The sequence below is a fragment of the Streptomyces sp. NPDC047971 genome, assembly GCF_040653355.1.
Lineage (GTDB): Bacteria > Actinomycetota > Actinomycetes > Streptomycetales > Streptomycetaceae > Streptomyces.
In genome coordinates, this window is the sequence record NZ_JBEZNW010000006.1 from 224,954 (window position 1) to 250,737 (window position 25,784).

At 73.4% G+C, this 25,784-nt stretch carries 18 protein-coding genes; 12 read left to right on the forward strand and 6 right to left on the reverse strand.

Features of this window, described 5'->3' with window-relative positions:
- Positions 1 to 52 precede the first annotated feature (52 nt).
- Positions 53 to 2,461: an endopeptidase La gene (lon, locus tag AB0D99_RS09065; protein WP_362358347.1), complete on the reverse strand. Its 2,409-nt coding sequence runs from the start codon at positions 2,459 to 2,461 to the stop codon at positions 53 to 55.
- A 160-nt stretch (positions 2,462 to 2,621) separates the two neighbouring features.
- Between lon and AB0D99_RS09070 the strand changes: the two genes are divergently transcribed.
- The 7 genes from AB0D99_RS09070 (at position 2,622) to AB0D99_RS09100 (ending at position 8,336) form a co-directional block, all read left to right on the forward strand.
- A complete protein-coding gene (locus tag AB0D99_RS09070; protein ID WP_362358348.1) occupies positions 2,622 to 3,227 on the forward strand; it encodes a GNAT family N-acetyltransferase in 606 nt (201 codons plus the stop codon).
- 88 nt (positions 3,228 to 3,315) lie between these two features.
- A complete protein-coding gene (locus AB0D99_RS09075; RefSeq protein WP_362358349.1) occupies positions 3,316 to 3,921 on the forward strand; it encodes a hypothetical protein in 606 nt (201 codons plus the stop codon).
- 102 nt (positions 3,922 to 4,023) lie between these two features.
- The gene (locus AB0D99_RS09080; RefSeq protein WP_362358350.1) at positions 4,024 to 4,596 is read left to right on the forward strand and encodes an RNA polymerase sigma factor; all 573 of its coding nucleotides are present in this window, start codon (positions 4,024 to 4,026) and stop codon (positions 4,594 to 4,596) included.
- Positions 4,593 to 5,489: a zf-HC2 domain-containing protein gene (locus AB0D99_RS09085; protein WP_362358351.1), complete on the forward strand. Its 897-nt coding sequence runs from the start codon at positions 4,593 to 4,595 to the stop codon at positions 5,487 to 5,489. The genes AB0D99_RS09080 and AB0D99_RS09085 overlap by 4 nt, the downstream gene beginning before the upstream one ends.
- 77 nt (positions 5,490 to 5,566) lie before the next feature.
- Positions 5,567 to 6,418: an ABC transporter ATP-binding protein gene (locus AB0D99_RS09090; protein ID WP_362358384.1), complete on the forward strand. Its 852-nt coding sequence runs from the start codon at positions 5,567 to 5,569 to the stop codon at positions 6,416 to 6,418.
- A complete protein-coding gene (locus tag AB0D99_RS09095) occupies positions 6,415 to 7,731 on the forward strand; it encodes a hypothetical protein (RefSeq protein WP_362358352.1) in 1,317 nt (438 codons plus the stop codon). The genes AB0D99_RS09090 and AB0D99_RS09095 overlap by 4 nt, the downstream gene beginning before the upstream one ends.
- A complete protein-coding gene (locus AB0D99_RS09100) occupies positions 7,728 to 8,336 on the forward strand; it encodes a hypothetical protein (RefSeq protein WP_362358353.1) in 609 nt (202 codons plus the stop codon). Before AB0D99_RS09095 ends, AB0D99_RS09100 begins: the two co-directional genes overlap by 4 nt.
- Before the next feature lie 73 nt (positions 8,337 to 8,409).
- Here AB0D99_RS09100 and AB0D99_RS09105 read toward each other — a convergent pair whose 3' ends face one another.
- Positions 8,410 to 9,072: a TetR/AcrR family transcriptional regulator gene (locus tag AB0D99_RS09105; RefSeq protein ID WP_362358354.1), complete on the reverse strand. Its 663-nt coding sequence runs from the start codon at positions 9,070 to 9,072 to the stop codon at positions 8,410 to 8,412.
- A gap of 161 nt (positions 9,073 to 9,233) precedes the next feature.
- On the opposite strand from AB0D99_RS09105, the gene AB0D99_RS09110 reads away from it, so the two are divergent.
- The 5 genes from AB0D99_RS09110 (at position 9,234) to AB0D99_RS09130 (ending at position 17,724) form a co-directional block, all read left to right on the forward strand.
- Positions 9,234 to 10,979, forward strand: coding sequence for a glycoside hydrolase family 3 N-terminal domain-containing protein (locus AB0D99_RS09110; protein WP_362358355.1), 1,746 nt, complete (start codon positions 9,234 to 9,236; stop codon positions 10,977 to 10,979).
- Positions 10,980 to 11,086: 107 nt separating this feature from the next.
- The gene (locus AB0D99_RS09115) at positions 11,087 to 11,752 is read left to right on the forward strand and encodes a spermidine synthase (RefSeq protein WP_362358356.1); all 666 of its coding nucleotides are present in this window, start codon (positions 11,087 to 11,089) and stop codon (positions 11,750 to 11,752) included.
- A 59-nt stretch (positions 11,753 to 11,811) separates the two neighbouring features.
- Positions 11,812 to 12,549: a response regulator transcription factor gene (locus AB0D99_RS09120; RefSeq protein ID WP_362358357.1), complete on the forward strand. Its 738-nt coding sequence runs from the start codon at positions 11,812 to 11,814 to the stop codon at positions 12,547 to 12,549.
- A complete protein-coding gene (locus tag AB0D99_RS09125; RefSeq protein WP_362358358.1) occupies positions 12,546 to 13,643 on the forward strand; it encodes a HAMP domain-containing sensor histidine kinase in 1,098 nt (365 codons plus the stop codon). Before AB0D99_RS09120 ends, AB0D99_RS09125 begins: the two co-directional genes overlap by 4 nt.
- Positions 13,644 to 13,944: 301 nt before the next feature.
- Complete coding sequence (locus tag AB0D99_RS09130; protein ID WP_362358359.1) at positions 13,945 to 17,724, forward strand: multifunctional oxoglutarate decarboxylase/oxoglutarate dehydrogenase thiamine pyrophosphate-binding subunit/dihydrolipoyllysine-residue succinyltransferase subunit; 3,780 nt, start codon at positions 13,945 to 13,947, stop codon at positions 17,722 to 17,724.
- A gap of 69 nt (positions 17,725 to 17,793) precedes the next feature.
- Here the strand turns inward: AB0D99_RS09130 and fxsT are convergent, their stop codons facing one another.
- From fxsT to AB0D99_RS09150, 4 genes are all read right to left on the reverse strand, one after another.
- The gene (gene fxsT / locus AB0D99_RS09135; RefSeq protein WP_362358360.1) at positions 17,794 to 20,820 is read right to left on the reverse strand and encodes an FxSxx-COOH system tetratricopeptide repeat protein; all 3,027 of its coding nucleotides are present in this window, start codon (positions 20,818 to 20,820) and stop codon (positions 17,794 to 17,796) included.
- A gap of 58 nt (positions 20,821 to 20,878) precedes the next feature.
- On the reverse strand, positions 20,879 to 22,153 hold the full coding sequence (locus AB0D99_RS09140; protein ID WP_362358361.1) for an HEXXH motif-containing putative peptide modification protein: 1,275 nt from the start codon (positions 22,151 to 22,153) through the stop codon (positions 20,879 to 20,881).
- 75 nt (positions 22,154 to 22,228) lie between these two features.
- The gene (locus AB0D99_RS09145) at positions 22,229 to 22,450 is read right to left on the reverse strand and encodes a hypothetical protein (RefSeq protein ID WP_362358362.1); all 222 of its coding nucleotides are present in this window, start codon (positions 22,448 to 22,450) and stop codon (positions 22,229 to 22,231) included.
- A gap of 150 nt (positions 22,451 to 22,600) precedes the next feature.
- Complete coding sequence (locus tag AB0D99_RS09150; protein ID WP_362358363.1) at positions 22,601 to 25,780, reverse strand: SAV_2336 N-terminal domain-related protein; 3,180 nt, start codon at positions 25,778 to 25,780, stop codon at positions 22,601 to 22,603.
- Positions 25,781 to 25,784: the final 4 nt, after the last annotated feature.

Genomic DNA, 25,784 nt, shown 5'->3' on the forward strand with positions numbered 1-25,784 from the left:
GAGGAGGCGGGGTGCCCCTGAGGAGCACCCCGCCTCTTCGTACCCGACCGGCTCAGGCCGCCGCGCTCACCGCGATCTCCGCGGGGGCGAGGGCGATCTCCAGGACCTGGCGGACGTCCGTGACCGGGTGGACCTCCAGCTTCTCCAGGATCTCCGCCGGGACGTCGTCCAGATCGGCCTCGTTGCGCTTCGGGATCACGACCGTCGTGATCCCCGCGCGGTGCGCCGCCAGGAGCTTCTGCTTCAGACCGCCGATCGGGAGCACCCGGCCGGTCAGGGAGACCTCGCCGGTCATCGCCACGTCCGTGCGGACCAGGCGGCCGGAGAGCAGCGAGGCCAGCGCGGTCGTCATCGTGATGCCCGCGCTCGGGCCGTCCTTCGGGACCGCGCCCGCCGGGAAGTGGATGTGCGCGCCCCGGTCCTTCAGACCGGTCACGGGCAGCTCCAGTTCCGCGCCGTGCGAGCGGAGGAAGGAGAGCGCGATCTGCGCGGACTCCTTCATCACGTCGCCCAGCTGCCCGGTGAGGGTGAGCCCCGCCGCGCCCGTCTCCGGGTCCGCGAGCGACGCCTCCACGAAGAGGACGTCGCCCCCCGCGCCGGTGACGGCCAGGCCGGTCGCCACGCCCGGCACCGCGGTGCGGCGCTCGGCAGGGTCCTGCGCCGACTCGGGCACGTGGTGCGGGCGGCCGATCAGACCGCGCAGGTCGTCCACGCCGACCGAGAAGGGCAGCTCACGGTCGCCCAGTTCGTGCTGGGCCGCGACCTTCCGCAGCAGCCGCGCGACGGACCGCTCCAGGTTCCGTACGCCCGCCTCCCGGGTGTACTCCCCCGCCAGCTTCCGCAGCGTCGCGTCCTCCAGGACCACCTCGCCCGGCTCCAGGCCGGCCCGCTCCAGCTGCCGGGGCAGCAGGTGGTCACGGGCGATGACGACCTTCTCGTCCTCGGTGTACCCGTCGAGCCTGACCAGTTCCATGCGGTCGAGCAGGGCCTCCGGGATGGCCTCCAGGACGTTCGCCGTCGCCAGGAAGACGACGTCGGAGAGGTCCAGTTCGACCTCCAGGTAGTGGTCCCGGAAGGTGTGGTTCTGCGCCGGGTCCAGGACCTCCAGGAGCGCGGCCGCCGGGTCGCCCCGGTAGTCGGAGCCGACCTTGTCGATCTCGTCGAGCAGGACCACCGGGTTCATCGACCCGGCCTCCTTGATCGCCCGGACGATCCGGCCCGGCAGCGCCCCGACGTACGTGCGCCGATGGCCGCGGATCTCCGCCTCGTCCCGTACGCCGCCGAGCGCGACGCGGACGAACTTCCGCCCCATGGCGTGCGCGACCGATTCTCCCAGCGACGTCTTTCCGACACCGGGCGGCCCGACCAGGGCCAGGACCGCGCCGCCGCGCCGGCCGCCGACCACGCCGAGCCCGCGCTCGGCACGCCGCTTGCGCACCGCCAGGTACTCGGTGATCCGCTCCTTCACGTCCTCCAGGCCCGCGTGCTCGGCGTCGAGGGTCGCCTTGGCGCCCTGGATGTCGTACCGGTCCTCGGTCCGCTCGTTCCACGGCAGTTCGAGGACGGTGTCGAGCCAGGTGCGGATCCAGGAGCCCTCCGGGGACTGGTCGCTGGAGCGCTCCAGCTTCTCGACCTCCTTGAGGGCCGCCTCCCGGACGTTCTCGGGCAGGTCGGCGGCCTCGACGCGCGCCCGGTAGTCGTCGGACTCGTCGCCGTCCGTCTCGCCGTTGAGGTCGCGCAGTTCCTTGCGCACGGCATCCAGCTGGCGCCGCAGCAGGAACTCGCGCTGCTGCTTGTCGACGCCCTCCTGGACGTCCTTCGCGATGGACTCGGCCACGTCCTGCTCGGCGAGGTGCTCGCGGAGCTGGGCGGTGGCGAGCTTGAGGCGGGCGACCGGGTCGGCGGTCTCCAGGAGTTCGACCTTCTGCTCGACGGTGAGGAAGGGCGAGTAGCCGGAGTTGTCGGCGAGCGCGGAGACGCCGTCGATCTGCTGGACGCGGTCCACGACCTGCCAGGCGCCGCGCTTGCGCAGCCAGCTGGTGGCCAGCGCCTTGTACTCCTTGACCAGTTCGGTCACGGAGCCCGGGAGCGGGTCGGGAACGGTCTCCTCGACGACGCCGCCCTCGACCCAGAGGGCGGCGCCGGGGCCGGTGGTGCCCGCGCCGATCCTCACGCGGCCGAGGGCGCGGATGAGGGCGCCGGGGTCGCCGTCGGACAGCCGGCCGACCTGCTCGACGGTGCCGAGCACACCGGTCGCGGCGTAGGTGCCGTCGACGCGGGGCACCAGGAGCACCTTGGGCTTCCCGGTGCCGCTCCCGGAGCGGGCGGCGGCCTGGGCGGCCTCGACCGCGGCGCGTACGTCGTTGTCGGACAGGTCGAGCGGCACCACCATTCCGGGCAGCACGACCTCGTCGTCGAGCGGCAGCACAGGCAGAGTGAGCGGTGAGGACGTCGAAGCCATGATCTCCCCTTCGGCAGTCAAGTTGAGCTATGTGGACTCAATGCATGTGAGCCATCGAATGTTCCCCCGACCGCGTTCGCTCTGAGCGATCACACTCCCTCCCAGGTGAAGGATGGCGTGTAATACCTCCATGGATATGGCGTCTATTACATCTGCGTGGGTGGCCGGCTGGACCGTCTCGCGCGGCACCCCGCCCGCCGTCGTGGAGCCCTGGGGCTACCGCATCGACGTGGGCCTGCCGACGCACGTCTTCCGGCATGTGCTGCCGGCGCCGGACGCGGTGTCCGTGGGCAAGCTCTGCGCGGAGATCACCGAGCCGAACGCGTGGCTGAAGGTGATGGCGGAGCCGGAGGACGTGGTGGAGTGGATCACCCCCGGATGGACCGTCCCGGACGACCCCGGCTTCATGATGACCAAGCCGCTGGACGCGGGCGCACGGCCGCCCGCGCCGGAGGGGTACGCGCGGACGACGGAGACCCGGGACGGGGTGATCCGGGTCCGGATCGTGGCTCCGGACGGCACGCTCGCCGCCTCCGGCCGGCTGGCGCCGACGGGCGCCACGGCGGTCGCCGACCGGATCGAGACCCATCCGGAGCACCGGCGCCGCGGCCTCGGCGGCAACGTCATGCGCACCCTCGAAGCGGCCGGCGCGCAGGCGGGAGCCGAGACGGGCGTCCTGTCGGCGACGCGGGACGGCCTGGCCCTCTACGACTCCCTGGGCTGGCGGCACGAGGGCCCGCTGACCGGAGTCGTCCGAAACGCGTGACCACCCGGCCGGGCCGGTGGACGGCCGGGCGCCGACGGACCGCGCGCGACCCTGGTCAATCGGCTCGGCCGAGGGGATGCTCGAACCCATGACGCTCAGGGGAGTGACGCGCGGAGCGGGACGCGGACGGCGGTACGCGGGGCGGCTCCGGGCCGCGCCGGTGCTGCTGCTCCCGGTGCTGGCGCTGTCGGTGTCGGCGCTGTCGGCCTGCGGTGGCGAGGCCACCCCGGAACCGCCCGTCGCGACGTGGGACGGCACGACGACGCCCGTGCCGACCGGCCCCGGGGGCACCGCGCCGCCCGTGCCGACGCACGCGGACGGGAGCCCGAGGAAGGACCGGGAGCACGGCCCGCGCGAGGTCCTGGTGACGGTGAACGTCAGTGGCGGGCTCGCGGGCGTGAACAACCGGCTCACCGTCCGCTACGACGGCAGCCACACGACCCGCTCCGGCACCGGGCCGCCGCGCGACGGCCGCATGAGTCCCGCCGAAGTGGCGCGGCTGCGTGCGGCGTTGGAGGCGCCGGCCTACGCGAAGGTGGCCGCGCGGCCGTCCGGAAAGCCGGTGCACGACGGCTTCACCTACGTGGTCACGTACGACTACCGCGTCGTCGTCAGCACGGACGGCGACCGCCCGGAGGCGCTGCGACGGGTCTTCTCGGCCCTCCCCGACGGCGGCCCCCCGACCAGCCCCTGAGCCCACCCCGCCTACGGCCCCCGAGTCCGCCCATGTGCCGGCCGCGACCACGGCCTCGGCGACGGCGTGAACCGCCGGGGGCCCATCGAGCGATAGTGGGGCGTGAGACTGTTGCGCCCCGAACGGGGAGAAGACCGGGACGACTCCGCGCTGTTGCGCGCCGTCGCCCGCGGGGACGCCGAGGCGCTGGCCCTGTTGTACGACCGCCACGCGGGCTGGCTGCACGCCCGGCTGGCGCGGCGCTGCGCGGACGAGGAGACGGTACGGGAGGTCCTCCAGGACACCTTCGTCACGGTCTGGCGCTCCGCCGGCTCCCACCGCGGCCGGGGCGAGGCCGGCGGCTGGCTCTGGGTCGTCGCCGCGCGCCGCCTGGTGGACGCCCAGCGCGCCCGGGCCCGTGCGGAGCGCGCCGCGCCCGAACCGGTCGCCCCCGCCCCGTCCGCGGAGGACCGGGTCCTCGCGGGCCTGGAGTACGGAGACGTCGGCGCCGCGCTCGACCGGATCTCGCCCGAGCTCCGCGAGGTCCTGCGGGCCACCGTCGTCGACGGCCTGACGACGCGCGAGACGGCCCGGCTGCTCGGGATACCGGAGGGCACGGTGAAGACCCGTGCCCAGCGGGCCCGCCGCGAACTGCGGGCCGCCCTCGGTCCGAACGCCCTGGGAGGCACCGCATGACCGCGCCGTGGCACGTGACGGATTCGCTGGCGGCTCGGTACGCCTCGGGCGCGGCGCCCGAACCCGACGCCTGGTCCCTGGAGAAGCATGTCGAGGTCTGCGGGGAGTGCGCGGTCCGCGTCTCCGCCGCGGTGCGCGCGGGCGGCTCGGGCCCGGTCCTCACGGACGTCCGGGCGCGGCTCCTGGAGACGGTGCGCGCGGAGGCGGCCGCCGGCCGAGGCCGCGCGCCCCGGCTCCCGGGCGTGAGTGTCGGTACGGGCGGGCGGGGCCTCTCCCCCGCCTCCCGCTGGGCGCGGGTGCTGTGGGCCGTCGGCCCCGCGCTGCGCGGGGCGTGGCTGGTGGCGTTGGTCGTCGTGGTCGCCGCCGCCGTCGGGCTCGCGTACGCGGCGGGGTTCCGGGACGCGCGGCCGGTGCTGCTCGCCGTCGCCCCGGTGCTGCCGCTCGCCGGGGTGGCCGTCTCGTACGGACGCCACGCCGATCCGATGTACGAGATCGGCGTGGCGACGCCCTCCGGCGGTCTGCGTCTGCTGCTCACCCGGACGGCGGCCGTGCTCGGTGTGTGCGTGCCGGCGCTGACCGCGGCCGGGGCGGTGCTGCCGCCGGTCACCGGCGTGCCGGGGGCCGCGGCCTGGCTGCTGCCGGCGCTCGCGCTGACGCTCGCGGCCCTCGCCCTCGGCTCGTTCGTGGGGTGCAGGGCGGCCTCGATGACGCTGGCCGGCGGCTGGCTGCTCGCGGTGGCCGGGCCGGTGCTCGGCCGGCCCGGGGCCACCGCCGAGCTGGCCCGGTACCTCTCGGGCCCCGCCGCACAGGGCGGTTGGGCCGCGGCCGCCGTCGTCTGCGGCGGCCTGCTCGCCCTTCGACGTCGCTCCTTCGACCACCTGGAGACCCGGTGACCTCACCCAGCCCCCGGACCGCGTGGACCTCGCCGTCCGCGCCGGCCTCCGCGCTCACGACGGTCGCGACGGCCGGACTGACGGTCCGGCACCGCCGCACCGTCGCGCTCGACCGCCTCGACCTGACCCTCGGCCCCGGCATCCACGGCCTGCTCGGCCCGAACGGCGCGGGCAAGACCTCCCTCATCCGGGTCCTCGCGACCGTGGCCGCCCCCTCGGACGGCCGGGTGGAGCTGCTGGGCCGGGACGCGGGCGCCCACCGCGAGCGGCCGGAGATCCGCCGCAGACTGGGCTATCTGCCGCAGGAGTTCGGGTACTACCCCGGCTTCACGGTCCGCGAGTTCGTGGCGTACGTGGCCTGGCTCAAGGAAATGCCGGCGGACCGCGCGCCGGCCGCCGTGGAGCGGGCCGTCGAGCGGGTGGGCCTGGCCGACCGGATCGACGCCCGGCTCAAGACGCTCTCCGGGGGCATGGTCCGGCGGGCCGGGATCGCCCAGGCCATCGTGAACGAACCGGAGCTGCTGCTGCTCGACGAGCCGACGGCGGGCCTCGACCCCGAGCAGCGGGTCGAGTTCAGGACGCTGCTGCGGGAGATCGGGGCGTCCTCCACCGTGGTCGTCTCCACCCATCTGGTGGAGGACGTCGCCGCGGCCTGTTCGGAGGTCACGCTGATCGAGTCGGGCCGCGTCGCCTTCCGCGGTACGACCGCCGAACTGACGTCCCTGGGCGAGGAGTCGGGCCGGTGGGGAGCGGCCGAGGAGACCGCCAACGCCATCGAACGCGGATACACGGCGGCCCTGCGCGCCCACCGCGCGTCCTCGGGCGCGCCGGCTCCCGGCGGCGGGCACGAGCCGCCCGCGCCCTCCCCGGCCCGGCCCTCGCCCGGCCCCTCCGCCACCCGTCACGTCTCCCCCGAGGACCCCGCGTGAGCGCGACCGCCGCACCGCCCCGCGCAGCCGGGCGCCCGCGCCGTACCTCCGTCGTCCGCACGGAGCTGCGGCGGGGGGTCGGCCCGTGGGCCGGCGCCGCCGTCGCCGTCACGCTCCTCGTGACGATGTACGCCAAGGCGCCGGCCTGGCAGGGACGCTGGACCGATGCCACGGACACGCTGCACATCGCCACCGCGCTCCTCGCGGGTCCCCTGACGCTCGCCGCCGGCTGCTGGCAGGGCGGCCGGGACCGGCGCCGCGGGACGCTGGAGCTGCTCCGCTCCGTCCCGCGCGGCCGACTGCGCCGCACGCTGCTCGCCGTCGCCCCCTCCGCGCTCTGGCCCGTCGCGGGACAGCTCCTGGCCACCACGGTGTGTCTCCTCGCGACCTGGCCGTACGTCGGCGGCGGCCGGCCGTACCTCGAACTGGTCGCCGCCGACGCGGTGGCGCTCGCCTCCCTGGGCACCCTCGGCCATCTCGTCGGTCTGCTGGTGCCCTGGCGGCTGACGGCGCCGCTGCTCGCGGTGGCCGGCTATGTCGGGCTCGCCGTCGGCACGTACACGGAGAGCCCGGCCCGCTGGCTCAGCCCGGCCGTCGAGCACGCGTCCCCCTGGGAGGAGCCGGTGTGGTGGTTCGCCCCGGCCTCCGCCGTCTGGACCGGCGGCCTCGCCCTGGCGGCCCTCCTCGCGTACGCCGCGCGCCCCGCCCGGCTGCGGCTGCTCGCCCTGCTCCCGCTCGCCGCGGCGGTGGCCGCCGCCGTGCCGGTGCTCCGACTGCCCGCCGAGGGACCGTGGCGGCCGGACCCGGAGACGACACGGCTCGTCTGCGACGACGGAGCTCCCGGGGTCTGTGTGAACGCCCTCGACCGAGCCCTGCTGCCGGACATCTCCCAGGCGCTCGCACCGCTCAACGAACGGCTGCGCGGGCTGCCCGGCGCCCCGGCCCGCTGGGTCGGCGGGGCGAACGCCCCCGGGGCGGGAGAGATCGGGCTGCCGGACCACACGATGGACGCGGTACGGGGCCGGCTCAGGAACCCCGACCTGTACCTCAACTCGGCCGTGCAGTGGCTGTTCTCGGACATCTGCGACTCCGGCGGGGTCACGGAGGCGGACGCCGAACGGCTCGCCGACGTCCATCTCGCCGTGTCGGAGTGGCTGGCGCCCACCCCGGAGGACTACGGCGTCCCCGTCGGCCCGGGCGCTCAGCGGCACCTCGACGCCCTGCGCGCCGGGTCCCCCGCCGCCCAACGGGACTACCTCGCCCGCTACCTGGTGGCGGACCGCTGTGATCCCGAGGAGGTGCCGGTCCCGTGAGCCTCCCCGGCCTCGCGCTCTACGTCCGCTCCCGGACGCTCCCGGCCGCCGTCGCCGCCGTGCTCGGCACGGCCGCCGCGGCCGCCTGGTCCGCGTCCTGGCTCCAGTCCCAGCCGGGCTTCGACCACACCGCCCGGGTGCCGGTGGTCGTCCTCGGCCCGCTGCTGGCCGCGTCGGCGATCGGGACGAGCCTGTACGCGGCGAGCGACGAACTGGACCGCACGGCGACCCGCCCGTGGCCCCTGCGCAGGACCGCGCACGTCCTCGCCCTGACGGTCCTGGCCGTCGCCGTGCTGGCGCTCGCCGTGCCGGGGCACCCGGACGCCTTCGGCGGGCCCGCGATGGTCCGCAACACCCTGGGCACCGTCGGTGTCACGGTCGCGGCGGCGGCGCTGATCGGCGCCAGGCCGAGCTGGCTTCCGGCGACGGTGTACACCGGCTCGGTCTACATGGCGGCGCCGTCCCGTCCGGGCGGTGCGGCGGAGCTGTGGGCCTGGATCATGCAGCCGGGCCCGGAGGCCGGCGCCTGGGCGGTGGCGCTGGGCGCGTTCGCCGGGGGCACGGCGCTCTACGCGTTCCGCGGCGCCCGTTCCGGACGCGTCTGACGGCGCGCGCCGCGGCTGCTCCCCGGACGAGACCGGCGTCCGCACGGCCACGGCCGCGCGCGGGGCGGTGGGCTCAGCCCGACGCCCCGGGCAGCCCCTCCCCCGTCGTGGAGATCTCCTTCAACTGCCTTTCCAGAAAGGCCCGTACGCGCGCGGGCATGTCCATCGAGGCCGGGTCCAGGGCCCATTGGAGCTGCAGGCCGTCCATCACGGCGAGCTGCTCCTGCCCCACGGCCCGGCAGTCGGTGTCCGCCTTCAGCTCCCCGCGCCGCACCCCGGCCTCCAGGAGGTCGACGGTGTGCCCGAGCACGCGCTCGTACCGCTCCTTGAAGTACCGGTGCGCGGGGTGACCGACGTTGCCGGACTCGCCGACCAGGACGTTGAACATGCGGACGATGCCGGGGCGGCGGGTGTTGTCCTCGACGAGACCGACGAGGGTCTCCAGGTAGCCGGCGTACGACTCCGGCTCGTCGGCGAAGAGCCGTTCGACGTCGTGCTGCTCGCTCTGGGCGAGGACGGAGAGCAGGAGGTCCTCCTTGCTGCGGAAGTGGTGCAGCAGACCGCCCTGGGTGATCCCGCAGTCGTTCGCGATCCGCGCCAGCGAGGAGGCGTGGAAGCCCCATTGCCCGAAGTGCTCGACGGCGGTGTCGAGGATCTTCAGACGGCGCGCGTCGCCCACCGCGTAGCTGCCCCTGCCCGCGGTTCCACGGGGCGCTCGACCCTTGTTCTCCGGCATGGGGACCATCCTAAGGCGTGCCCCGATCACCCCTTTTATCTTGTGATCCAGGACACAACACAGAAACCTAGTGGTCACTCGGTTTTCACGCCTAGCCTGAGGGCGCCCAGGCCGGCCCCGCCGTCGGCCCGTGATCGACGGAGTCCCCCAGGAGCCCCGACATGCACCCGTACCAGGACGCCACCCGCCCCGTCGCCGAGCGCGTCGAGGACCTGCTCTCCCGGATGACCCTGGAGGAGAAGGCCGGCCAGCTCTTCCACTCGATGCTGATGATGAACGCGGACGGCACCCCGGTGACCGAGACGGACGGCTCGATGCTGCCGTTCACCACCGGGGAACTCGTCGAGGGCCGCCACCTCAGCCACTTCAACCTCCTCGGCACCTACGGCGCCCGCGAGATGGCCCTCTGGCACAACGCGGTCCAGGAGATGGCGGCGAACACCCGGCTCGGCATCCCGGTCTCGCTCTCCACCGACCCTCGTCACGCCTTCACCGACAACGTCGGCGCCTCCTTCAACGCCGGCGCGTTCTCCGCCTGGCCGGAGGCGCTCGGGCTCGCCGCGATCGGCGACCCGGAGCTGGTGTTCCGCTTCGCCGACACCGTCCGCCGCGAATACCTCGCGGTGGGCTTCCGTACGGCCCTCCACCCGCAGATCGACCTCGCCACCGAGCCCCGCTGGGCCCGCCAGTCCGGCACCTTCGGCTCCGACGCCGAGCTGACCGGCGAACTGGTCCGGGCGTACGTCCTCGGCCTCCAGGGCGAGGAGCTGGGTCCCGACTCCGTGGCCGCCATGGTCAAGCACTTCCCCGGCGGCGGGCCGCAGAAGGACGGCGAGGACCCGCATTTCGCGCACGGCAAGGAGCAGATCTACCCGGGCGGGATGCGGGAGCACCACCTGGAGCCCTTCAAGGCCGCCATCGCCGCCGGCTGCTCGCAGATGATGCCGTACTACGGCCAGCCGATCGGCACCGACTGGGAGGAGGTCGGCTTCGGCTTCAGCAAGGGCGTGGTCACCGGGCTGTTGCGGGAGGAGCTGGGCTTCACCGGGATCGTCTGCACCGACTGGGGCCTGCTCACGGACTCGGTGATCTTCGGCGAGCCGCACCCCGCGCGGGCATGGGGCGTGGAGCACCTGAACGTCGCCGAGCGGGCGGCGAAGTCGCTGGAGGCGGGCTCCGACCAGTTCGGCGGCGAGCAGTGTCCCGAGGTGATCGTGGAGCTCGTCGGGTCGGGCCGGATCTCCGAGGCGCGCGTCGACGAGTCCGTACGGCGGCTGCTGCGCGAGAAGTTCGTCCTCGGGCTCTTCGACGAGCGCCGGTACGTCGACCCGGACGAGGCGGCCGAGACGGTGGGCCGCGCCGACTTCACGGCGGCGGGCGCGGCGGCCCAGCGGCGCTCGCTCACCGTCCTCACCGACGGACCGCTGCCCGTCCGGGGACGGCCGAGGCTGTACGTGGAGAACGTCGACGCGGCCGTCGCGGCGGCGTACGGGGAGGTCGTGACCGAGCCCGCCGGGGCGGACCTCGCCGTGCTGCGGCTGCGCACGCCGTACGAGGAGCGCCCGAACCGCTTCGAGTCCTTCTTCCACTCCGGCTCGCTGGCCTTCGCGGAGCCCGAACTGACCCGGATCCTCGCGCTGCTCGCGACGGTCCCGACGGTGGTCTGCGTCAACCTGGAACGGCCCGCCGTCCTGCCCGAGATAGCCGAGCACGCGGCCGCGCTGATCGCCGACTACGGCGCGAGCGACGAGGCGCTGCTCGACGTGGCGTTCGGCCGGGCGACGCCGGAGGGCAGGCTCCCCTTCGAACTCCCGCGCTCCATGGCCGCGGTGGCGGCGGCCCGCCCCGACGTCCCGAACGACACGGTGGATCCGGTCTTCCCGCACGGACACGGCCTGTCGCTGTAGCCCCGGAGCCTCGACAACCCCGTGCGCCCGGTATCGGTTTGTCCCGGCCGCCCTCGCCCGGGAGGATGGCCGGGACAACCGTCTGCCGAGACCGGGAGTGAGTGAACATGTCCAGCCCCGTCACCCTCGACCGCCGCGAGGGACCGTACGGAGAGGTCGTGCTGCGCCGACGCGACGAGCACTTCGAGATCATCGCCAACGGCACCTTCCTGATGGACACCTCCGACGGGCGCTCGGAACGGCTGCTCGTCGACGCGGCGATGGACGCCCTCGGCGGACGCGTCGCGGCGTCCGTGCTGATCGGCGGCCTCGGCGTCGGCTTCTCGCTCGCCCACGCCGCCGCCGACTCCCGCTGGGGCCGGATCGCCGTCGTCGAGCGCGAGCAGGCGATCATCGACTGGCACCGCGAAGGGCCGCTGGCCGCGATCTCCGGCCGCGCGCTGGCCGATCCGCGGAACGTGATCCTGCACACGGACCTCGTCGAGTACGTCCACACCTCCACCGACACGTACGACGCGCTCTGCCTGGACATCGACAACGGGCCCGACTGGACCGTCACCGAGGGCAACCAAAGCCTGTACTCCGCCGAGGGATTGGCGGCCTGCGCGGACCGGCTCAACCCGGGCGGGATTCTGGCCGTGTGGTCCGCCCAGCCGTCCGCCGATTTCGAAGACTCCTTGCGGAATGCCGGATTCAACGGGGTACGGACGGAAGAGATCCCCGTTGCCCGGGGCGTCCCTGACGTGGTGCACCTCGCCGTCCGGCCTGGATAGCCTGGACGCTCCCGGTGCCTCTAGGCTGCTGGCCGACACCAGCGATGCGAGGCGGGGCAATGGAGCAGACACACACCACTCATCACGGTGCGGCGCCCTCTCCGGGCGCGCAGCGGCGAGTGCTGGTCGTCGAGGACGACACGACCATCGTGGATGCGATCTCCGCGCGGCTGCGGGCCGAGGGGTTCCTGGTCCAGACGGCGACCGACGGCCCGGCCGCGGTCGACGCGGCCGAGGCGTGGCAGCCGGACCTGATGGTGCTCGACGTGATGCTGCCGGGCTTCGACGGCCTGGAGGTGTGCCGCCGGGTCCAGGCCCAGCGGCCGGTCCCGGTCCTGATGCTCACGGCACGTGACGACGAGACGGACATGCTGGTCGGCCTCGGCGTCGGCGCCGACGACTACATGACCAAGCCGTTCTCGATGCGCGAGCTGGCCGCCCGGGTGCACGTGCTGCTGCGCCGGGTGGAGCGGGCCGCACTGGCCGCCGTGACCCCGCGCAGCGGGATCCTGCGGCTCGGCGAGCTCGAGATCGACCACGCTCAGCGACGGGTCCGCGTCAGGGCCGAGGACGTGCACCTGACGCCGACCGAGTTCGACCTGCTGGTCTGCCTGGCGAACACGCCGCGTGCCGTCCTCTCCCGCGAGCAGCTGCTCGCGGAGGTCTGGGACTGGGCGGACGCCTCGGGGACCCGCACCGTGGACAGCCACATCAAGGCGCTGCGCCGGAAGATCGGGGCGGAGCGGATCCGTACGGTCCATGGCGTCGGATACGCGCTGGAGACCCCGGCGCCATGAGCCGACGGGGGCCGCGCCCCGAGCGCCGCGGCAGGCGCCGGATCCTGATCTCGATCAAGACCAAGCTGGGAACACTGGTCGTCGGGGCGGTCCTGCTCACCTCGGGTCTGGCCCTGGTGGCGATACGCACGTCCACGGAGTTCCGCTACATCACGATCTTCGCGATGATCGCGACCCTGCTGATCACCCAGTTCGTGGCGCAGTCCCTGACGGCGCCGCTGGACGAGATGACCACCGTGGCCGGGTCGATCTCGCGCGGCGACTTCAGCCGGCGCGTGCGCGGCGCGGACCGCCGCGACGAGCTGGGCGACCTCGCCTCGACGATCAACCGCATGGCGGACGACCTGGAGGCGGTCGACCGGCACCGCAAGGAGCTGGTCGCCAACGTCTCGCACGAGCTGCGCACCCCCATCGCCGCGCTCCGGGCGGTCCTGGAGAACGTGGTGGACGGGGTCTCCGAGGCCGACCCCGAGACCATGCGGACGGCGCTGAAACAGTCCGAACGGCTCGGCAGACTGGTGGAGACCCTGCTCGACCTGTCACGGCTCGACAACGGTGTCGTCACACTCAAGGCACGACGTTTCGAGGTCTGGCCCTATCTCTCGGGAGTGCTCCGGGAGGCGAATCTGGCCGCGTCCCAGCGCGGCCTGTCCTCCACGTCCGGACTGCACAACCGCACGGACGTCCATCTCCACCTCGACGTGTCGCCGCCCGAGCTGACCGCGCACGCGGACGCGGAGCGGCTGCACCAGGTGATGGCGAACCTCATCGACAACGCCGTGAAGCACTCGCCGCCGCACGGCCGCGTGACCGTCCGGGCCCGCCGCGGGCCGTGGCCGGACTCCCTGGCGCTCGAAGTCGAGGACGAGGGGCCCGGCATCCCCGAGTCCCTGCGGCACACGGTCTTCGAGCGGTTCAACCGCGGTCAGGTGCCGGCCCAGACCGGCCCGGGCAGCGACGGCGGCACGGGGCTCGGCCTCGCGATCGCCCGCTGGGCGGTGGATCTGCACGGCGGGGAGATCGGAGTGGCCGAATCGTCACGCGGCTGCCGGATCCAGGTCACTCTTCCGGGAAGCCTTCCGGCGCGGGATTGACGTAGGGTCGAACTGGAAGCGCACGTTCTGCGTGGACATGGGTAGGACCGGACTGGACCTGGCCCAGACATGGTCAGGACGTGATCAGGGTTGCTCCCCGGAGCGGATGGCAGCCCGGCTCTCGCGTACCCGCGAGAGGGCAGAACCACGCTTGTTTCCCGCCATTCCCAGCTCTGAAACACCGCGTCAAGTGTGACTTGCGCGACGTTGGAGCGCCCGGCCTGCACCTCTCGGCCAGGGAGGCGTAGCCTTTATTTCCGCTGTCCATCACCTTGTGAAGCGGAAGAGGGCGGTTACCGCCGTGTCGTCTCAGTCCCCCAGTAACTCGAGTACCTCCACCGACCAGGACGGGCAGGGTCAAAACCCTGCGACCGCCTTCGGTGCCAATGAGTGGCTCGTCGACGAGATCTACCAGCAGTACCTCCAGGACCCGAATTCGGTCGATCGTGCCTGGTGGGACTTCTTCGCCGACTACAAGCCCGGCGCCACGGAGACTCCGGCCGTCGCGCCGCAGGTGAGCCCCGCACAGGCCGCACCTGCCGCGCCCGCGGCCCCGGCGCCCGCCCAGGCCGCTCCGGCCCCGGCCGCCGCTCCGGCGCCCGCGAAGGCCGCTCCTGCCCCGGCTCCGGCGAAGCCCGCCGCCGCCGCTCCGGCGCCCGCGAAGGCCGCCCCCGCCGCCAAGGCCCCCGCGGCCCCGGCCGCCGAGGCGCCCGCGGGCCCCGAGCTGATCACGCTGCGCGGCCCCGCCGCCGCGGTCGCGAAGAACATGAACGCCTCGCTGGAGGTGCCGACGGCCACGTCCGTCCGCGCCGTCCCGGTGAAGCTGCTCTTCGACAACCGGATCGTGATCAACAACCACCTGAAGCGCGCCCGGGGCGGGAAGATCTCCTTCACGCACCTCATCGGCTACGCGATGGTGCAGGCGATCAAGGCCATGCCGTCGATGAACTACTCCTTCGCGGAGAAGGACGGCAAGCCGACCCTGGTCAAGCCGGACCACGTGAACTTCGGTCTCGCGATCGACCTGGTGAAGCCGAACGGCGACCGCCAGCTCGTCGTCGCCGGCATCAAGAAGGCCGAGACGCTGAACTTCTTCGAGTTCTGGCAGGCCTACGAGGACATCGTCAAGCGCGCCCGTGTCGGCAAGCTCACGATGGAGGACTTCACCGGCGTCACGGTCTCGCTGACGAACCCCGGCGGACTCGGCACCGTCCACTCCGTGCCGCGTCTGATGCCCGGACAGTCCGTGATCATGGGCGTCGGCTCGATGGACTACCCGGCCGAGTTCCAGGGCACCTCCCAGGACACCCTGAACAAGCTGGGCATCTCCAAGGTCATGACCCTGACCTCGACCTACGACCACCGGGTCATCCAGGGAGCCGCCTCCGGCGAGTTCCTGCGGGTCGTCGCGAACTACCTCCTCGGCGAGGAGGGCTTCTACGACGACATCTTCAAGGCCCTGCGCATCCCCTACGAGCCGGTCCGCTGGCTCAAGGACATCGACGCCTCGCACGACGACGACGTCACCAAGGCCGCGCGCGTCTTCGAGCTGATCCACTCCTACCGGGTCCGCGGCCACGTCATGGCCGACACCGACCCGCTGGAGTATCGCCAGCGCAAGCACCCCGACCTGGACATCACCGAGCACGGCCTCACCCTGTGGGACCTGGAGCGCGAGTTCGCGGTCGGCGGCTTCGCCGGCAAGTCGATGATGAAGCTCCGCGACATCCTCGGCGTGCTGCGCGACTCGTACTGCCGCACCACCGGCGTCGAGTTCATGCACATCCAGGACCCGAAGCAGCGCAAGTGGATCCAGGACCGCGTCGAGCGCTCGCACTCCAAGCCGGAGCGCGAGGAGCAGCTGCGGATCCTGCGCCGCCTGAACGCGGCCGAGGCGTTCGAGACCTTCCTGCAGACCAAGTACGTCGGTCAGAAGCGGTTCTCCCTGGAGGGCGGCGAGTCCGTCATCCCGCTGCTCGACGCGGTCATCGACTCCGCCGCCGAGTCCCGCCTGGACGAGGTCGTCATCGGCATGGCCCACCGCGGCCGCCTGAACGTCCTCGCGAACATCGTGGGCAAGTCGTACGCGCAGATCTTCCGCGAGTTCGAGGGCAACCTCGACCCGAAGTCGATGCACGGCTCCGGCGACGTGAAGTACCACCTGGGCGCCGAGGGCACCTTCACCGGCCTGGACGGCGAGCAGATCAAGGTCTCGCTCACCGCCAACCCCTCGCACCTGGAGGCGGTCGACCCGGTCCTGGAGGGTGTCGTCCGCGCCAAGCAGGACGTCATCAACAAGGGCGGCACGGACTTCACCGTCCTCCCCGTCGCCCTGCACGGTGACGCGGCCTTCGCCGGCCAGGGTGTCGTCGCCGAGACGCTGAACATGTCGCAGCTGCGCGGCTACCGCACCGGCGGCACGGTCCACATCGTCATCAACAACCAGGTCGGCTTCACCGCCGCCCCGGAGTCGTCGCGTTCCTCGATGTACGCGACCGACGTGGCCCGCATGATCGAGGCGCCGATCTTCCACGTGAACGGCGACGACCCGGAGGCCGTGGTCCGCGTCGCGCGGCTCGCCTTCGAGTTCCGCCAGACGTTCAACAAGGACGTCGTGATCGACCTCATCTGCTACCGCCGCCGCGGTCACAACGAGGGCGACAACCCGCAGTTCACCAACCCGCAGATGTACAACCTGATCGACAAGAAGCGTTCGGTGCGCAAGCTCTACACCGAGTCGCTGATCGGTCGCGGCGACATCACGCTGGAAGAGGCCGAGCAGGCGCTCCAGGACTTCCAGGGCCAGCTGGAGAAGGTCTTCGCGGAGGTCCGCGAGGCCACCTCGGCGCCGGCCCCGGCGCACGTCCCGGACGCCCAGCCGGAGTTCCCGGTCAGCGTCACCACCGCGGTCTCCCAGGAGGTCGTGAAGCGGATCGCCGAGTCGCAGGTCAACATCCCGGAGCGGATCACGGTCCACCCGCGTCTGATGCCGCAGATGCAGCGTCGCGCGGCCTCCATCGACGACGGCACCATCGACTGGGGCTTCGGCGAGACCCTCGCCATCGGCTCGCTGCTGATGGAGGGCACCCCGGTCCGGCTGTCCGGCCAGGACTCCCGCCGCGGCACCTTCGGCCAGCGGCACGCGGTCCTGGTGGACCAGGAGACCGGCGAGGACTACACCCCGCTGCTCTACCTGGCCGAGGACCAGGCCCACTACAACGTCTACGACTCGCTCCTCAGCGAGTACGCGGCGATGGGCTTCGAGTACGGCTACTCGCTGGCCCGCCCGGACTCCCTGGTCATCTGGGAGGCCCAGTTCGGTGACTTCGTCAACGGCGCGCAGACCGTCGTCGACGAGTTCATCTCCTCGGCCGAGCAGAAGTGGGGCCAGACCTCCGGCGTCACGCTGCTCCTGCCGCACGGCTACGAGGGCCAGGGGCCGGACCACTCGTCCGCGCGCCCGGAGCGCTTCCTCCAGATGTGCGCCCAGGACAACATGACGGTCGCGATGCCGACCCTGCCGTCGAACTACTTCCACCTGCTGCGCTGGCAGGTCCACAACCCGCACCACAAGCCGCTGATCGTCTTCACCCCGAAGTCGATGCTGCGCCTGAAGGCGGCGGCGTCGAAGGCGGAGGAGTTCACCACCGGCGGCTTCCGCCCGGTGATCGGCGACGACTCGGTCGACGCGGCCGCCGTCCGCAAGGTCGTCTTCTGCGCCGGCAAGGTCTACTACGACCTGGAGGCCGAGCGGCAGAAGCGCGGTGTCACGGACACGGCGATCATCCGTCTGGAGCGCCTGTACCCGCTGCCGGGTGCCGAGCTCCAGGCCGAGATCGCCAAGTACCCGAACGCCGAGAAGTACCTGTGGGCGCAGGAGGAGCCGGCGAACCAGGGTGCGTGGCCGTTCATCGCGCTGAACCTGATCGACCACCTGGACCTGGCGGTCGGCGCCGACATCCCGCACGGCGAGCGCCTGCGCCGGATCTCGCGTCCGCACTCCTCGTCCCCGGCGGTCGGTTCGGCCAAGCGTCACCAGGCCGAGCAGCAGCAGCTGGTCAACGAGGTCTTCGAGGCCTGATCCGCTGTTCCGTCCGCGCACGGAGGCCCGGCACCCCGCGAGGGGCGCCGGGCCTCCGGCGTGTCCGGGTCAGCCGAGGTTGGCCTCGAAGTCCCAGTAGGGGCGGTTGCGCTGGCGCGCCGACAGGGTGTGCGGGTGCTGGGCGCCCAGGGTCCTGGTGAGGGTGAGCAGGGCGTCCTCCTCCAGCTTCCCCGCCTCCTCGACCTCGCGGAGCCCCCGCAGGTCGGTGGCGAGCGCCACCTGGCAGGACAGGGTGAGCGGGTGTTCGTTGCCGAGCGTGTGCCGGGCGCGGCGCAGGGTCTCCCGGCTGAGTTCGGCGGCGTCGGCGACCCGTCCGTTGAAGTTGCGGGCGGCGGTCGCGTTGAGGGCGCAGCCGAGGGCCCACGGGTGGTCGGGACCGAGCGAGGCGGTCAGACCGGCGAGCGCTCCCTCCAGCATGGCCAGGGCGTCGGCGCGTTCGCCGGACGCCTGCATGACGAGCGCGGTGTTGGCGAGCACGCCGGTGGCGACGGGGTGGGCGGGGCCGAGGAGCGTGCGGTAGCCGGCCTCGGCCTCGCTGCTGAGCTCCCTCGCGTGGTCGAGGTCGCCGTGCTCGCGCAGGTAGTTGGCGTAGTTGTTGATGGAGGAGAGCGTGGAGTAGTGGGTGCGGCCGTGCACCTGTTCCTGCTGTTCCAGCAGGCTGGCCATGGTGGCTCCGAGGTCCTGCTGGAAGCCGCCTTCGCGGCGGCGGCAGAGCGCGAGCTGGGCGCGGGCGTAGAGGGTCTGCAGGTGCTGCGGCCCGAGGACCTGGACGTGCACCCGGACGTTGGCCTCCTGACGGGCCAGCGCCTCCCGGTAGTTGCCGAGCAGGCGCAGGTCCTGGGCGACGGCGTTGCTGGAGTTGAGGGTGTGGGCGTGCCGGGTGCGGAGCACGCTCTCGCTGCGGGCCAGCGACGTGACGTCCTGGTCGTACGCCTCCCGGTAGCGGCCGAGCATGCGCAGGACGACACCGAGGTTGTGGCCGGCGACGAGGGTGAGGAACTCGGTTTCGCCGAGGAGCCGCTGGGCCTCGGCGTACGCCTCGCGCTGGATCCGTTCCGACTCCTGGTACTGCCCGAGGAACCGCAGGTCGCTGGCGATGGAGACGGCGGATCGCAGCGAGCCGAGCTCGTCCCTGGTCCCGGCGGCGTCGAGCCGGTCGCGGACGGCGATGTCGAGTTCGTACGCGTCCCGGAACCGGCCGAAGGCGCGCAGGATGTAGCTCTCCTGGACGGTGAGTTCCAGCATCTCCGGGCTCACCGGGTCCATGAAGGTGGACCAGTGGTCCCGGATCTTCTCCGCCAGGCGGATTCCGGCCCGGAACTCGGAGCTGCGGAAGCAGTAGCGCAGGCAGTTGAGCACGGCCGTCTGGACGCGCGGGTTGCGGCTGGAGAGGGCTCCGGACGGTTCCAGGTGCGGCAGGAGTTCGGCGTACCTGGGCCAGTGCCGGCTGTCCATCGGGTTGCCGGGGTCGGCCTCGGCGAGGAGGGTGCGGACGGCCTTGCGGTGGGCCTCTCGGTGTTCGCCGTCGGTGAGCCGGGCGACGATGTCGTGGACGAGCCGGTGCATGTGCACGGACTCCTGGTGCGGCCCCACCTCGACGCTGGTGACCGGGCCGCGTGACTCGCGGCTGAGCACCGAGTAGTTGACCAGGGTGTCGAGGGCGCGGGTCCAGGCCGGCAGGTCGGTGACCATCCAGCGGAGGTCCTCGGGGAGGTCCGCCTGCGGGTAGGCGCGGACGATGCCGAGGGGGATGCGGCCGGGGGCGAAGGAGGCGCACAGGCTGAGCACGTCGATGGCCTGCGGCTGGGCGCGTCGGAGCCGGTTGATCAGTATCGACCAGGAGGTGAGCGAGGCGTTGGGGAAGCCGTCGCTCGACGGCTCGTCCACGGTGGAGAGCCGCCCGTCGCGGACCATCCGCAGGTACTCGGGGACCTCCATGCCGGACTCGCCGAGCCAGGCCGCGGCCTGGACGAGCGGCAGGGGCACGTCGCCGAACTCGGCGGCCACCTCGTCCGCCTCGGGTGCCGAGATGTGCGGGGCGCGGCGCATGAGGTAGCCGGTGGACTCGGCGCGGTCGAAGCTCGGCACTTCGAGGATGTCGGTGTGATCGCCCCAGCCGCGGTTGCGGGAGGTGATGAGCACATGGCCCGGTCCCTGCGGGAGCATCACGTTGGCGCCGTCGGTGTCGTCCCAGCCGTCGAAGATGATCAGCCAGCGGGCGTGCGGGTCGCCGCGGCGCAGGGCCTCGCGGACGGCGCGGATGCGCTCACCGGGCTCGTTGCCGCTGGACAGGCGCAGTTCGACGGCTAGTTCGCCGAATCGGTCGCGCTGGATGTTGCGGTCGTCGGAGTTGACCCACCAGATGACGTCGTAGTCGGGGCTGAACCGGTGGGCGTACTCGGCGGCGATCTGGGTCTTGCCGATGCCGGACATGCCGAGCAGGGTGCAGGCGGCGCTGCCCCGGTCGGCGTCCATGAGCCGTTCCTGGAGCTCGGTGAGCAGGTCGTCGCGGCCGGTGAAGCGGGGGTTGCGACGGGGGACCTCGCCCCAGATGTCGGGGGGCGTCTCGGGGTAGCGCACCAGCGCCCCGGGCGGGACCCGGCGGCCCGCCGAGCGGCGCGGTTCGATACCGAGTCTGCTGAGCAGCCGCGCTTCGGCCTCCTCCTCGCCGACGCCCCAGAGGCTGACCGGTTCGAGGACGGCGGTGGCCGGGAGGAGGGTGCGGTTGGTCAGGTTGACGGCGGCGAAGCGTTCGGCGTTGGCGGCGACGAAGCCGCGCAGCACGTCGTTCCATTCGCCGGCGGCGCGGGGGCCGAGCTGGAAGAACCAGTCGTCGAGGACGAGCAGGACCTGCCCGCGGGCGAGCAGCAGGTCGCCGAGGGAGTCCTCCAGCGCCGACTCGCGCGGGGGGTCCCAGCGCAGGGCTGTCGTGCGCACGCCGTGGGCTTCGAGGCGTTGGCCGATCCAGGCCGACCACGGGCGGTGGTATCCGGGGAAGACCACGAGGACGTGCCCCGGCGCGGCCCTTCCTCCGTACTCCGCCGCCGCGCCGCCACCCGACCGCTGTTCCGCCATCTGTACGTCTCCCGTCCCACTGCCGCGCAACGCAGTGTCATGCGCCCTTGGCACAGTGTTACCCAGCCGCCCTCGGGGCCGCGCCCAGGCTCGCGTGGTGCAGCCTCATTTGATGGACGAACTCCCGCCCCTCACTGGTCAGTTCATCTGATTCAAGCAGGATCGTCAGAGCGTCATCCACCTGATCGTGGAAACGGTCGAACTGCTGCCCCGCGCTGATCCGCCAGGGTGTCGGCACCCCTTCGGCCGTGGCCGCGCGCCGCCACAGGTCGGTGAGGGCCAGGTGGGCGTAGGCGCCGTGGAGCACGCCCGCGATGGGCCGCGGATCGGACCGCCAGCCGACCCGGTGCACGGCGGCCCGTCCCGGCAGATACAGCGGTACGAGCTCGTGCAGCGTGGCCAGTTTGCCGTGGTGGACCTCGTGGACCAGGGTCTCGGCCATGTCCTGCGCCCCGGACGGCAGCGAGGTCAGCACGGCGCCGGGGGCGACGCTCAGCGTGGCCCCCGAGGAGCCCGGGCCACGGGAGACGAGCGGCACGAGTGCCCGGACCGAGCGGCGCACCTCGGTGGCCCGGGCGGGGTCGGTGCGCGCCAGGAGGTCCTGGGCGGACCTCCAGCAGGCGGACCAGGCGGCCCGGTCGGTCATCGCGTGCTCCGATCCCGCGCGGGCCGGGCTGCCGATGCCTCCGGGCGGCACCCGGTAGGGGTCGAGGTCGTCGAGGCGGGCGGCCGAGCCGCTCAGGACCCGCAGCCCGGTCCAGCCGGGTCCCCCGCCGGTCAGCGCGCCGCTCCGCCGGTCGGCGAGCACGAGGACGACGGGCGCGCGCCGCGTCGGGCCCTGGATCAGGACCGTGCGGGACCGGGCCCGGATCCGTACGCGCCCCGCGCCTGCCGCCCGCAGCCTTCCGACACCGGGCAGCGAGAGGGCACCGCCCGGGGCGTCGACGGTGACGTCGAGGGGCGCCCCGGACCGCAGGGCGGCCGTGACGGCGAGGATGTCGAGCCGGGCGAGATGCCGGTCGAGGCCGGGCCCGAGCGGTTCCATGAGCGCGGTGGCCAGCCAGGTGCCGGTCGTGGGGTAGTCGAGCAGGTCGCGGACGACACCGGGATGACGGTCCTCGACCCGTTCCAGCAGCCCCCAGGATTCGGCGAAGCGCCGGAACACCGCCGCGTCCACGGCGTCGCGGTGCCGGTGGACCCGCACCGACAGGGCCTTCAGCAGCAGCAGACGTCGGGCATGCAGGGTCGAGCGCAGCAGGGCGGCGCTACGGGTCGCGGAGCGGGTACGGGCCAGCTCCGCGAGGGCCGCGGCATGCGGCGGGGCAAGGGTCATCCCCGGCTCCCCGGCCGGACAGCGGACGCGCGTCCGCTTCTGGCCGGAAACAGCTGGTGGAGACGGCCTCGGCCGTCAATGACCGCCGCCCGAGGTGCAGTTGTCGACGAGGGCGCCCTCGTTCCAGGACTCGGCGAGATCGCGGGGCTGCCACAGGATCCGCTCGACGGCCACCGTGAGCGCCGGATCGTCCATGAAGCGCAGTGTCCGCAGGTCGACGGCGGTGAGATCGGGCAGGTGCGGTGGGCGGCCCTCGCCCTGGTCGACACCGGCAACCCGCTCCATGTGCTCCAACACGCTCGGCTCCTCCTCACCGACGCCAGTCCCCCACGGTCGTAGCGGCGGAGCGGTTCTTCCCGACGCCAGGAAGACGGAAACCCGTTCGACTCAACTGCGCCCATTCACGCCCCCGTTATCCAGCCGTTCTCGTGGCGCCTTCCCCACGGTCTATGTCGTGTCGCTCCAGGGCCACCACGGCGGCGCGATCCGGCGGCGCTCCTCGCCGGACGGCCGGGCCCGCGGCGGCCCCTGGTGGTCGCTCACCTCCGCCAGCAGTGCCCTGTTCCGTTCGACGTCGGTCCAGTCCACCTCCACCAGGGCGGCCGTGAGCCGCTGCCACTGCCGGGCCGACGCCGCGAGCGCGTTCCTCGCCCCGCCCTCGCGGCCCATCAGCCACAGGACGGCCCCCTGTGCGTGCAAGGCGCGCGCGCCGGTGATCGTGCCGGGTGTCTCGCCGTGGGCGGCCCTGGCGTCCTCCCAGGCGCGTTCGTACGCCGTGAGCGCGTCGCCCAGCGCCCCGTCACGCGCCGTCTCGCTCAACTCCAGCCGCACGCGTCCCAGCTGGAGCCACACCTCGGAGCGCAGTCCCATGTCCCGCGTCGTGCGGACGGCCTGCTCCAGGAGGTGGCGGCTCTCGAAGAGGTCCGGCAGGAACCCGGCGCGGTGGAAGCGCAGGGCCAGCACGCTGCCGATCAGGATCCGGGCCCGGGCGCGCTGCGGGGCGTCGGCCGGGAGGCTGGTCAGGGCCTCGCGCAGCACGCCCTCGGCGCGGTCCACGGGGGCCTGGCCGGGGGCGGCCGCGGCGCGGCGCATCAGGGATCCGCCCCAGGTCATCAGGATCTGCCCGCGCTGCTCGCTGTCGGCGGGCGCGAGCAGGGTGGCCTCCTCGTAGGCGGCGTCCGCGGCGGCTCCGTCGCCGGTCGTGTCGTGGAGCCGGGCGCGCGCCCTCGTCCAGCGCAGCCGCAGGGCCGTTGCGTCGCCGAGCAGCTCTCCCGCCCGGCCGAGCACGGGGGTGATCTCGGCCGGGTCGGCGCCGGCGAGCTGCAGGGCCTCGGCGAGGTCGAGGAGCGCGGGGCCGCTCTCCCGGAGGGAGAGTGCGGTGGTGAGCTCGGCGGCCGCCGCCGGTCCGTCACCACGGGCGAGGAGCAGACGTCCGCGGCGCAGGTGGAGGGTGTGGTGGTGCGCCTCGGGCCACTCCGGCACGTCTCCCGTCAGCGCGGCGAGGGCCTCGTCCAGATGCCGGACGTCGGAGGTCTGGCGCCACAGCCCGTGGTGGGCCACGGCCTGCTCCAGCCTCGCCTCGGCCCACTCGGCACCGCCCGGCTCGGCGAGGCCGGCGGCCCGTTCGAGTTCGGCCAGCGCGCGGGTGAGCAGGTCGCGGCGGCGTTCGGCACCCTGGACGGCGGCGGTGCCGGACTCGGCGTACAGCACGCGTCCGAGCAGGATCCCGGCCTCGACGGGGTGCTCCGGCAGCGCGGCCTCGGCCTGCTGCCGGGCCCGGGTCAGCAGCGAGGGGTCGGACTGGCTGCGCCACTGGTCGAGCAGGCGTCGCGCCGCGGCGAGCGGGTCGGGGGTGATCAGGTCGGGGTGGTAGAAGCGGAGCACGCGCGCGGGGATGCGGGCGAAGAGCTCGGGTTCCGTGCCGACCGGGCCGGTGGGTTCGTCGGTCGCCTCCACCGTGCCGGGAACGGCCGACGGGTCCTCGATGGGCCGCCCCGCCAGTCCGGCCGCCGCGAGCGCCGGGAAGTTGCGCATCCCCTGGCCGAAATTGCGCTCCACGTACTCGGAGCAGTGCTTGAGCACGAGCGCGGCGGCGCTGCGGTCGAGGGAGCCGAGGAGGTGCTGCTGGACGCCGGGCGGATAGCTGAAGCAGGGGTACGGCGCGGGGCCGGGGAGCTGTCGGAGCAGACCGCTCAGCAGCACCTCGGCCAGCTCCATGGGGCCGGTGTCGGGCAGCATCGCGCGCTGGACGAGCTGCATGACGGGGAGGGCGAGAGGGGCGGCGGCGAGGTGCACGGCGAGCCGTACGGCGCCGGAGGAGGCGCCGGCCGTGAAGGCCCTCAGCAGTTCCTCGTCGCTGCGCGGGACCCGGGCACGGCCGGGTTCGGGGTCCGGGGCGGCCTCCCGCAGCGCCTCCGGGGCGATCATGGCCGCCCAGCCGCGGACGCCTCCGGAGCCGTGGCCGCCGTGGAGCCTCGCCCAAGAGGCGAAGGCCTCGGGCGTGGGCGTGAGCACGGGCACCGCGCGCGTGTCGGCGGCGAGCGGCTCCCAGGGCTCCTCGTCCGGCTGGAAGCCGGTGTGTCCGCCGGGGGCGGAGGGGCGCAGCAGCAGGCCCGGTTCGACGGTGAGGGCGGTGCGCGGCCAGAGCCTCGGGGGCAGCGGCTGGACGAGCGCGAGCGGGGACCGGCGGGGCCATTGGTGGATGAACTGCTGGGCGGCGCCGCGCTGCCAGAGCGGGCCGACGCAGTCGCTGACGATCAGGGTGAGGCGGCGGCCGGTGGGGTCGTGGAGCTGGTCGCCCGGGCGCAGCCGGGGCCGGCCGTCGGCCGCGGAGGTGGTGGTGACCCGCGGCGGGCCCTCGCCGGTGTCGTAGAGCCGGTGGACCCGGACGTCGCGGAAGGCTCCGGACTGCTGGCAGGCCTGGCGCAGTTCCTCGACCATCCTGGTCCAGACGACCATGGCGGGGCCGGTGTCCATGAGGAGCTGGATGTCGGGGCGGCGGCCGGCGGCGGGGCGCAGGACGGTGGTGAGGATGCCGGCGGCGGCGCTGCGTTCGGCCGTCGCCTCCTCGTCGAGCAGGCCCTCGCCGGGCCGGAGCGGGAAGTGGGCGTAGTGCCGCAGCGGGCGGAGCGCCTTCTGGAGTCCGAGGAGTCCGGGCAGGGCGTTGGCGCCTGGTGCGCGGACGGGGAGGTTCCTGCCGCGGTCCGTGCGTCGACGGGGCGTCACGCCCCTGCCGGAGTCCTTGGGGCGGACGTGGAGCGAGAGGGCGACGGTGTCGGAGGCACGGTGGGATCCCGTCGCGTCGTCGGCGCCGGTGCGCGTGTCCGGCTCGCGGTCCGCTTCGTCGCCGTCGCCGTCGCCCGCACCGGGAGGGTTTCGGGCGCCCCTCCCTTCGTCGATGCCGTCGACGCCGTCGATGGCCGAATCTCGCCCCTCCGTCCGCTCGTCGGGGCGTGACGGGCCCTCGGGCCGGTCCGCGGATCGGTCCGCTTCCGGGTCCGCCGGATCCGGGGAGGCGGTCGGCAGCCACTGGGCGAGCCAGACGGCGTCCGCGACCTCCTCGGCGGTCGGCTCGTGGCCGCTCGCCCGCAGCCGGCGCGTGAGCTCCTCCAGATGCATCCGGTGCATCCGG

Coding starts and splice junctions, on each gene's coding strand:
- lon (WP_362358347.1), bottom strand. CDS start 2,461: ATGGCTTCGACGTCCTCACCGCTCACTCTGCCTGTGCTGCCGCTCGAC.
- AB0D99_RS09075 (WP_362358349.1), top strand. CDS start 3,316: ATGACGCTCAGGGGAGTGACGCGCGGAGCGGGACGCGGACGGCGGTAC.
- AB0D99_RS09085 (WP_362358351.1), top strand. CDS start 4,593: ATGACCGCGCCGTGGCACGTGACGGATTCGCTGGCGGCTCGGTACGCC.
- AB0D99_RS09105 (WP_362358354.1), bottom strand. CDS start 9,072: ATGCCGGAGAACAAGGGTCGAGCGCCCCGTGGAACCGCGGGCAGGGGC.
- AB0D99_RS09110 (WP_362358355.1), top strand. CDS start 9,234: ATGCACCCGTACCAGGACGCCACCCGCCCCGTCGCCGAGCGCGTCGAG.
- AB0D99_RS09115 (WP_362358356.1), top strand. CDS start 11,087: ATGTCCAGCCCCGTCACCCTCGACCGCCGCGAGGGACCGTACGGAGAG.
- AB0D99_RS09120 (WP_362358357.1), top strand. CDS start 11,812: ATGGAGCAGACACACACCACTCATCACGGTGCGGCGCCCTCTCCGGGC.
- AB0D99_RS09125 (WP_362358358.1), top strand. CDS start 12,546: ATGAGCCGACGGGGGCCGCGCCCCGAGCGCCGCGGCAGGCGCCGGATC.
- fxsT (WP_362358360.1), bottom strand. CDS start 20,820: ATGGCGGAACAGCGGTCGGGTGGCGGCGCGGCGGCGGAGTACGGAGGA.
- AB0D99_RS09140 (WP_362358361.1), bottom strand. CDS start 22,153: ATGACCCTTGCCCCGCCGCATGCCGCGGCCCTCGCGGAGCTGGCCCGT.
- AB0D99_RS09150 (WP_362358363.1), bottom strand. CDS start 25,780: ATGCACCGGATGCATCTGGAGGAGCTCACGCGCCGGCTGCGGGCGAGC.